Below are 7,750 nucleotides of genomic sequence, written 5' to 3'. Positions count from 1 at the left end.
GTAGAAGCGGGGGTCCAGTCACGGGGAACATCCGCGGGAGCAGGCATGAATATCGGCGTCATGGGGGCGGGGGCGGTCGGGTGCTACTACGGGGCGATGCTCGCCAGGGCCGGCCACGCCGTGACCCTGATCGGCCGTCCGGCGCTCGTCGACCGGGTCGGGGCGTCCGGCCTCCGTCTCGAGATGGACGGCTTCGACGGCGAGGTCGCGGTGCGCGCCGCGACCGATCCGGCCGTGCTCGCCGGCGCCGAGATCGTGCTGTTCTGCGTCAAGTCGACCGACACCGAGGCGGCGGGGGCGGCGATCCGGCCCCACCTTGCGCCCGGGGCCACCGTCTTCTCCTTCCAGAACGGCGTCGACAATGCCGAGCGGCTGGCGGCCGTGCTCGGGCGCCCGGTGGTGCCGACGGTCGTCTACGTCGCCTCCGGCACGGCCGGCCCCGGGCACGTCCGGCATTTCGGCCGCGGCGACATCGTCATCGGGCCGTCGGCAGCGAGCGACGCCGTCGCCGCGCAGTTCGCCGCCGCCGGCATCCCGACCACCGTCTCGCGCGAGGTGGCGCGGGCGCTGTGGGGCAAGCTGGTGACCAACTGCGCCCACAACGCCCTGTCCGCCGTCGCCCAGGTGTCCTACGGCCACATGACCGCCGTTCCGGGCGTGACCGACGTCATGGCGGACGTCGTCGACGAGTGCGTCGCGGTGGCCCGCGGGCTCGGGATCGCGCTCGCCCCCGACATCAAGGCCATCGTGCTGGGCGTCGCGGCCTCGATGCCCGGCCAGCATTCCTCGACCGCCCAGGACATGGCGCGCCGCAAGCCGACCGAGATCGACCATCTCAACGGCTATGTCGTGCGCAAGGGCGCGGAACTCGGCATCCCGACGCCGGTCAACCGCGCCCTGCTGGCGATCGTCAAGCTGCTGGAATCGACCTACGCCGCCGGTCCCGCTAGGCGGGGATGAAGTACATCGCGACGCCGTTGATGCAGTAGCGCTGGAAGGTCGGCGGCGGGCCGTCGTCGAAGACATGGCCGAGATGGCTGCCGCAGTTGGCGCAATGCACCTCCGTGCGCATCATGCCGTGCGAGCCGTCGAACTCGCTCTCGACGGCGCCCGGAAGCGGTTCGTTGAAGCTCGGCCAGCCGGTGCCGCTCTCGAACTTGACCTTGCCCTCGAAAAGCGGCTGGTCGCAGCCGACGCAGGCGAAGCGTCCGGCCCGCTTCTCGTAGAGCAGTGCGCAGCTTCCGGGCCGCTCGGTGCCGTGGCGGCGCATCACGGCGTACTGCTCGGGCGTCAGCCGGGCCCGCCATTCGGCGTCGGTACGGGTCACGGGGAAGGTCCTGGTCATGCCGTGGCCTTTCGATGGAGATCCTGCCGCCGACGATATCGGCAGGCCGGCCGCCATGCAAAAGCCCCGGCCGCCTTCACGTCCGCGGCATCGCCGGCGTCGGGACGGCGCCGGTCGGTGCCAGGGCGGCCAGCAGCCGTGGCCGGTCGAGCTTGCCGAGCTCGTTCGTCGGGATCGCCGGCAGGCCGACGATCCGGCGCGGCAGCTTGTAGGGGGCCAGCCGGGCGGCACAGTGCCGGCGCAGTTCGGAGGGCCGGACCGGGCGGCGCAGCACCACGGCCGCGGCGGGCACGGTGACGCCGCCGATCGGCAGCCCGACCGCCGCCGCGGCGAGCACCGCGTCGTGGCTGCGCAGCGCCTCCTCGATCTCCACCGGATAGACCTTCCGGCCGTCGACGTTGATGACGTCGTCGGTCCGCCCGCGCAGGCGCACGAACCCGGCCGCGTCGATCGTCGCCAGGTCCCCCGGCACGAACCAGGCCCCCCGGAAATGGCGGCGGTCGGCCTCGGCATCGGCATGGTAGCCGGGGGGAATGCAGTCGCCGCGAAACCGGATCTCACCGACCGCACCCGCCGCAAGCGGCACCGACCGGTCGTCCGTGACCAGCGCCTCGATCCCCGGGACGAGCCGGCCGACGCTGTCGTCCGGCGCGCCGTCGTCCGGCCGGAGGATCGAGATCGGGCCGACCTCGTTGGTGCCGTAGAGCACATGGATGCCGCGGCCGAGACGGGCGCGGGCGGCGCGCAGCGTCTCGGGCGGCAGGCGGGCGCCGGAGACGATGATGCAGCGGACATGGTCGAGCAGCGGCGCCGGTCCTGGCCAGGCGGCGAGCATCTGCTCGACCATGGCGGGGGTCAGGACCATCCAGGTGATGCCGTGGCGGCGCGTCGCCTCGGCCAGCGCGCGGGTGTCCGGCAACGCCTCCGGAAAGACGACCGTGCCGCCATGGTGCAGCATCCTCAGCGCCGCGACCCGCCCGAGATTGAAGCCGACGTCGACGACGACGAGGTAGCGGTCGTCCGGCCCGGCGCCCAGCAGGCCGCCGAGCCGAGTGATCCGCAGGATCTCGTGGCGGTGGGTGTAGAGCATGGCCTTGGGCTGCCCGGTCGAGCCGGCCGACAGCGAGAACAGCCATGGTGCGTCGGCGGTGGGCAGGGGCGGCAGCGGCCCCTCGGCCGTCCAGGCCGCGGGGTCGGCGGCGACGAGCGGCAGGCCGGGCAGCGCGTCCGTCGCCGCCGCGCCGACCACGAGGCGGGCCCCGACCCGCCTTGCCAGCGCCTGCCGCTCCGCCGAGGGCGCGGTGCGGTCGAGCGGCAGGACGATCGCGCCGAGGCGGCCCAGGGCGTGCAGCAGGACGAGGTGGTCGGGATTGCCGGGGTAGGACAGCCCGACCGCCATTCCCGGGCCGCAGCCCCGGCCGGCAAGCCATGCCGCGGCCGCCAGCGCCCTGTCGTGAAAGCGCGCCATGTCGATCGTCGCATGCGGCGTCACGATCGCCGGCCGGCGGGGCGCGGTCGCGGCGAACCGGGCGATCGGCGCGAACAGGCAGTCGCCTCCGGCCGGCGCCGCCGGTCCGCCCGCGGGAATCATGGCAACGGGATCGGGAACATGGGCCCGGCCTCTCCGCCGGGGACAATATCACCGGTTGATCGGCGGCGGAACCGTCCACACCAACGCGTGCCTGGGCCGGGCTCTCGTCCGTCGTCCGGGCAGGCTCACATCTCCGCCAGCAGGCCGATCGCGGCGGCGGCGGCGTTGCGGACATGCGCGGCCGCGGCCCCCCGGGCGCGGGCGCCGTCGCGGGATTCGAGCGCTTCCATCAGTTGGGAGAGTTCGGCGATGCTGGCGGCGCTGCGACCCGGCACCTGCAGCGAGGTGGCGCGGAGCAGCATCACGCGCGCGTTCAGCATGCGCAGGCTGATGCCCAGCGCCTCGTTGCCGGAGCCGTCGACGAGACAGTCGTAGAAATGGTTCTTGGCCCGCAGCCGGGCGAGCGGATCGCTGTCGTCGAAGGATGCCTTGAGCCGCTCGAAGGCGGCGGCGAGCGCCGCCCGCTGGGCGGCGGTGGCGTGCTCGGCGAAAAGCTGGCAGGCGAGGCCCTCGAGCTCGATCCGCACCTGGTAGATGCCCTCTGCCTGCGCGACGCTGAGGCGGGCGACGACGGGGCCGCGGTGCGGCAGCACTTGGATCAGCCCTTCGGATTCGAGCTGGCGCAGCGCTTCGCGGATCAGCGTGCGGCTGACTCCGGTCATCTCGCACAGTTCGCGCTCCGGCAGGCGCTCGCCCGCCCGGAAGCGGCCGATGGCGATGGCGTAGCGGATGCTCTCGGTCACGCTCTGGCGCAACGGCGCCGCGACCCGCTCGACCCGGAACTGATGATCCGCCGCCGCGTCGTTCATGGCTTCCCTGTCCCGATCGTCTGCACGCAAGACCAGCGCCGACGATGCGATGCCGCCGCCCTGGCCCGCAAGCCCGGCGGCGGCACCCTCCGGGCTCCGCGCTCAGGACGCCGGCTTGCCGAGCGCCGCCCGCACCCGGCTGACGTAGGCCGGGCCGTCGAACCCGACCTCCTTGGCGCGCGCGTACCAGCTGTCGTAGGCCGCCTTGGAATATTGGGCGGCGTTGATCGCCTTGCGCTCGGCCTCGGGCGCCGTCCACGGCTCGATCCCGTGCTTCTTCATGTTGTCGAGCGCCGCCTGCACGAAGGCGTTGTAGGTGCCGAACGCATCCTTCTGCAGGCCGTCCATGGCGGTCTGCATCTGCTGGCGGACGTCCGCCGCCATGCCGGCCCACTCGGCCTTGTTGACGAGGATCGCCCAGCCGGTGATCGGGCCGATGCCCCAGTCCTGGACGTTCTTGGCGATGCGCCACAGTTCCATGGCACCGCCGACGCAGGTCGAGGTGAAGACGCCGTCGATCACCCCGCGTTCGAGGGCGGGCATGATCTCGAGCATCGACATCGCGACCGGCTTGGCGCCGAGCGCATTCATCTGGGCCGCCGTCTGCGGGTTGTGGACGCGCAGGCGCTTGTTCTTGAAGTCGTCGACGGTATGGATCGGCGTCTTGGAGAAGAGCCGGGTCGGGCACCAGGCGCCCTCGGCGAGCACGACCGCGCCCCACTTCTCGTCCCAGATCCGAGCGACGTCCTTGGCCCAGAAGGCGTCGCGGACCTTCTGGTACTCCTCGATGTTGTTGATGAGGTCGGGCAGGTTGAAGATGCCCATGCGCGGCTCGTCGGCCGCCAGATAGGTGTGCAGCGCCGCCGACATCGGCAGGCGCCCGTCACGCACGGCCGATGCGATCTGGGCCGGCGCCACCAGCGAATCGCTGACCGTGACCTGGACCCGGCCGTTGGTCGCCTTGGCGACCCGTTCGGGCACGCTCGCCGTCATCGCCGAATAGGCGTCGCCCGGCGACACGATGATGCCCATCGTCAGGTCGATCTTCTGCGCTATCGCGCCAGCCGGCAGCGCCAGGGCCGCCAGCACCATCGCCATGGCCGCGAATCTCGCGGCGAGTCTCGTCGTCATCGCTGTTCTCCTCCCCTAGCGGGGCGGCCGCGCGACCGCCCCCCGGCCCGCACGTCCGCAAGACCGATCATGCAATCATACAATATGACGATAGGATTGCGCGTCAAGCGAGGGCCATGCTAACCGTCGGGCGCTGCCCCCGGGATCGCGGGGCACGCCAACGAGCCCCTGGGGGAGACGCGCCTTGGCCGACGCCATCGCCATGCCGCCGCATGCGGACGCGGCCCCGGCCCGACCGACGGTCGTGCGCGGGATCGACCGGCTGACCGACCTCGCGGGCTTCCTCGGCGCGCTCGCCCTGGTCGCGATGACCGTGATCGTCGTCTACGAGGTGGTGTCGCGGTACGTCTTCAACGCTCCGACGACCTGGGTGACCGAGATCGGCACCTACCTCTTCGTCGCCATCGTCTTCCTCGGCCAGGCGGCGGCCCAGCGCGGCAACGCCCATGTCCAGGTGGAAGCCCTGGTCGATCGCCTCGGTCGCGGCGCCCGTGCCTTCCTCGAGCTGGTGGGGCTGTGGCTCGGGCTCCTGTTCGTGGCCTTCTCGGCCTGGCACACGGCCCGCTTCACCTTCCTCGAATATGTCCACGGGGCGCGCGACTGGGGGCTCCTCAGCACCCCGCAATGGATGCCGCAACTGCCGATGACCGTCGGCCTGGTGCTCTTCGCCGCCGCCATCCTGAGCGACATCTGCCGCCTGCGGCCGCCGGCGCGCGCCGTCGCGCAATGGACGCTCCCCGTCGTCGCGGTCACGCTGATCGCCACCCTCTGCTGGATGGGCCGCAGCGACTGGCGGATCCCCGGCACCCGCCTCGACTGGGGGACGGTGGCGATCGTCGCGGCGGTGATGGTCGGCATGCTGGCGTGGAGCGGCTGGCGGGTCGCCGCCGCGGTCTCCCTTCTCGTCGGCGCCCTCGCCCTGCTCTTCTGGGCGTCGCGCGGCGCCTCGATGCTGTGGCTCGCGATCCTGCTCGGCGGGACCCTGCTGCTGCTGCTCGTGATCGGCGTCCGCGTCGCCTTCGCCATGGGGCTGGTCGGCCTGCTCGGCCTCTATTTCCTGCTGCCGATGACCCAGCTGCCGGTGCTGGCCGATCGCGCCTGGACCAGCATCAACAACTTCACCCTGACGGCGGTGCCGAGCTTCGTGCTGATGGGCGCGCTCCTGGTGCGCAGCGGCATCACCACCGACCTCTTCGACGCGCTGGTCTGCTGGTTCGGCCGCACCCGCGGCGGCCTCGCCCATTCCGCGGTGGCCGCCGCCGCCACCTTCGCCGCCGTCTGCGGGTCGAGCCTCGCCACCGCCGCCACGCTCGGCTCGGTGGCGGCGCCCGAGATGGTCCGTCGCGGCTACAGCCCGCGCCTCACCTACGGCGTCGTCGCCGCCGGGGCGACGCTCGGCATCCTGATCCCGCCCTCGATCGCCATGATCATATACGGCAACGTCGTCGGCGTGGCGGTCACCCAGCTCTTCCTCGCCGGCATCATCCCGGGTCTGCTGCTGTCGGCCCTGTTCATGGCGACGGTGGTGGTCTGGGGGCTCGTCTCGCCGCGGGCGATCCCGCGCGGGGAAAGCTATTCCTGGCACCGCAAGGCCGGCGCGACCGTCGGCGTACTGCCGTTCATCGTCCTCATCGTGGCGGTGCTGGGCTCGCTCTATCTCGGCATCGCGACGCCGACCGAGGCGGGCGCGATCGGCGCCGTCGCCGCCTTCTTCATGGCGCTCCGCCGCGGCAAGCTCGACCGGTCGTCCTTCTACGCGACGCTGTTCGACACGGTGAAGGTCACCGCCTTCATCATGCTGATCGTCGTCGGCGCGGCGGCGATGAGCTGGGTCTTCGACTTCCTGCGCCTGCCGCGCGCGATGGTGCAGGTGGTGACCGACGCCCAGCTCGCGCCGTGGCTGGTCATGCTCATCATCGTCGGCATCTACCTCGTCCTCGGCTGCTTCATCGAGTCGATCGCGATGATGCTGATGACGCTCTCCGTCACCTTCCCCGTCATCGTCTCGCTCGGCCTCGACCCGGTCTGGTTCGGCGTCGTGCTGGTGCTGCTGGTGGAGATCGGGCTGGTGACGCCGCCGGTCGGGCTCGTCCTCTTCGTGCTCCGCGGCATGAGCGGCAACGTGCCGATCCGCGACATCGCCTACGGCGTCACGCCCTACATCTTCGTCATGCTGGGGTTCATCTGGCTGCTCTATGCCTTCCCCGGCATCGTCACCTGGCTGCCGCAGCAGATCGGCTAGAGGGGAACCCACGGCATGGTCTCGCGCCGCCTCGCCCGCTTCCTCGTCGAATCGCGCTGGGAGGACGTGCCCGCGCCCGTCCGCCACGCGGCGACGCGATCGGTGCTCAACGTCGTCGGCACCGCGCTCGGCGGCAGCGCCGATGCCGCGCTGCGACGCACCGAAGCGGTGCTGGTGGCATTCTCGGGCCCGGCCGAGGCGACGGTCGTCGGCCGGCCCACGCGCGTCGACTGCATGACGGCAGCCTACCTGAACGCGCTTGCCGGCAACGTCTTCGACTTCGACGACACCCATCCCGGCACCATCATCCACCCCTCGGCGCCGGTGGCGCCGGCCCTCTTCGCCTGGGCGGAGCGGCGGCCGATGACGGGTGCCGAACTGCTGCATGCCTTCGTCCTCGGCACCGAGGTAGAATGCCGCCTCGGCAACGCGGTCTCGCCCTGGCACTACGCGCGCGGCTGGCACATCACGGCGACCTGCGGCGTGTTCGGCGCCGCCGCCGCCATCGGCCGCCGGCTCGGCCTCGACGCGGCGCGGATGCTGTGGGCGCTCGGCAACGCCTCGGCCCAGTCCTCGGGGCTTGTCGAGACCCTGGGGACGATGGCGAAGAGCACCGGCGTCGGCCACGCCGC

7 protein-coding genes are annotated in these 7,750 nt (G+C 72.0%); 3 read left to right on the top strand and 4 right to left on the bottom strand.

The features are described 5' to 3' along the window. Positions 1-45: 45 nt before the first annotated feature. Positions 46-960, top strand: a complete 915-nt coding sequence (locus ACE3Q3_RS21635; protein ID WP_374449470.1) for a ketopantoate reductase family protein — start codon at positions 46-48, stop codon at positions 958-960. On the opposite strand, the gene msrB is transcribed toward ACE3Q3_RS21635, so the two are convergent. The 4 genes from msrB to dctP form a co-directional block, all read right to left on the bottom strand. Next, positions 947-1,345 carry a peptide-methionine (R)-S-oxide reductase MsrB gene (msrB, locus tag ACE3Q3_RS21630; RefSeq protein ID WP_374449468.1) on the bottom strand — a complete coding sequence of 133 codons (399 nt, stop codon included), beginning with the start codon at positions 1,343-1,345 and terminating at the stop codon, positions 947-949. The two genes, ACE3Q3_RS21635 and msrB, sit on opposite strands and share 14 nt — an antisense overlap. Positions 1,346-1,421: 76 nt before the next feature. Next, positions 1,422-2,936 carry a class I adenylate-forming enzyme family protein gene (locus ACE3Q3_RS21625; protein WP_374449466.1) on the bottom strand — a complete coding sequence of 505 codons (1,515 nt, stop codon included), beginning with the start codon at positions 2,934-2,936 and terminating at the stop codon, positions 1,422-1,424. Positions 2,937-3,061: 125 nt separating this feature from the next. Next, complete coding sequence (locus ACE3Q3_RS21620; RefSeq protein WP_374449464.1) at positions 3,062-3,745, bottom strand: GntR family transcriptional regulator; 684 nt, start codon at positions 3,743-3,745, stop codon at positions 3,062-3,064. Positions 3,746-3,847: 102 nt separating this feature from the next. Beyond that, complete coding sequence (gene dctP, locus ACE3Q3_RS21615; protein ID WP_374449462.1) at positions 3,848-4,876, bottom strand: TRAP transporter substrate-binding protein DctP; 1,029 nt, start codon at positions 4,874-4,876, stop codon at positions 3,848-3,850. Positions 4,877-5,060: 184 nt separating this feature from the next. On the opposite strand from dctP, the gene ACE3Q3_RS21610 reads away from it, so the two are divergent. Both ACE3Q3_RS21610 and ACE3Q3_RS21605 read left to right on the top strand, forming a co-directional pair. Then, on the top strand, positions 5,061-7,118 hold the full coding sequence (locus tag ACE3Q3_RS21610; RefSeq protein ID WP_374449461.1) for a TRAP transporter large permease subunit: 2,058 nt from the start codon (positions 5,061-5,063) through the stop codon (positions 7,116-7,118). A 15-nt stretch (positions 7,119-7,133) separates the two neighbouring features. After that, the coding region (locus ACE3Q3_RS21605) for an MmgE/PrpD family protein (protein ID WP_374449460.1) at positions 7,134-7,750 on the top strand (617 nt) is incomplete at its 3' end.

The organism is Allostella sp. (assembly GCF_041913585.1).
Taxonomy (GTDB): Bacteria; Pseudomonadota; Alphaproteobacteria; order ATCC43930; family Allostellaceae; genus Allostella.
Note: the sequence above shows the minus strand (reverse complement) of the source record. Positions and strands in the feature narration are given on the sequence as shown.

Bases quoted from the DNA above. Each gene is read 5' to 3' on its own strand.
- ACE3Q3_RS21635 (WP_374449470.1), top strand. From the start codon at position 46: ATGAATATCGGCGTCATGGGGGCGGGGGCGGTCGGGTGCTACTACGGG.
- msrB (WP_374449468.1), bottom strand. From the start codon at position 1,345: ATGACCAGGACCTTCCCCGTGACCCGTACCGACGCCGAATGGCGGGCC.
- ACE3Q3_RS21625 (WP_374449466.1), bottom strand. From the start codon at position 2,936: ATGATTCCCGCGGGCGGACCGGCGGCGCCGGCCGGAGGCGACTGCCTG.
- ACE3Q3_RS21620 (WP_374449464.1), bottom strand. From the start codon at position 3,745: ATGAACGACGCGGCGGCGGATCATCAGTTCCGGGTCGAGCGGGTCGCG.
- dctP (WP_374449462.1), bottom strand. From the start codon at position 4,876: ATGACGACGAGACTCGCCGCGAGATTCGCGGCCATGGCGATGGTGCTG.